Origin of the sequence: Pseudomonas sp. NY15372, from assembly GCF_048068215.1 — a bacterium.
GTDB classification, from domain to species: Bacteria; Pseudomonadota; Gammaproteobacteria; order Pseudomonadales; family Pseudomonadaceae; genus Aquipseudomonas; species Aquipseudomonas guariconensis_A.
On the sequence record NZ_JBLUPY010000095.1, the window covers coordinates 1 to 385 of the forward strand.

Sequence of the window (385 nt, forward strand, 5' to 3'; positions counted from 1 at the left end):
GCCGCCCAGCTGCAGATTTTCGAACTGCTTGCCCTGGACGGTCGCGTCGGTGACGCCCAGTTCGGCTTTGCCTGGGTCGGTGAAGACGTCATCGCCTTGAGCCGGCAGCGAGTAATCGACTTCAGTCTTACCGGCCTGGATGACGACCTGCTGATTGTTGCTCAGCGTAACGGTCACATCGTGATCGAGCTTCTCGCTGATCCGGATGGTGAAGGTCGGTTGCTGGTCTTCGGTCACATCGCCTTTGCTGACGATAGTGACTTCGAACTTGTCGCCCTCATTGCCAGTGCCAGGAGTGCCCGAACCTGGTTCGTCGGTGATCTTGGTCGAAACGGATTGATCGTCGAGGGTGAGTTTCTCGAACTTGTCGCCGCCTTCTACCGAC

General features: G+C 57.9%; 1 protein-coding gene. It reads right to left on the reverse strand.

The genetic code is table 11. The annotated features are described in order from the left end of the window. Positions 1-385 (reverse strand): immunoglobulin-like domain-containing protein (locus ACNFG0_RS22880; RefSeq protein ID WP_416766537.1); only part of this gene is annotated, 385 nt, incomplete at both ends.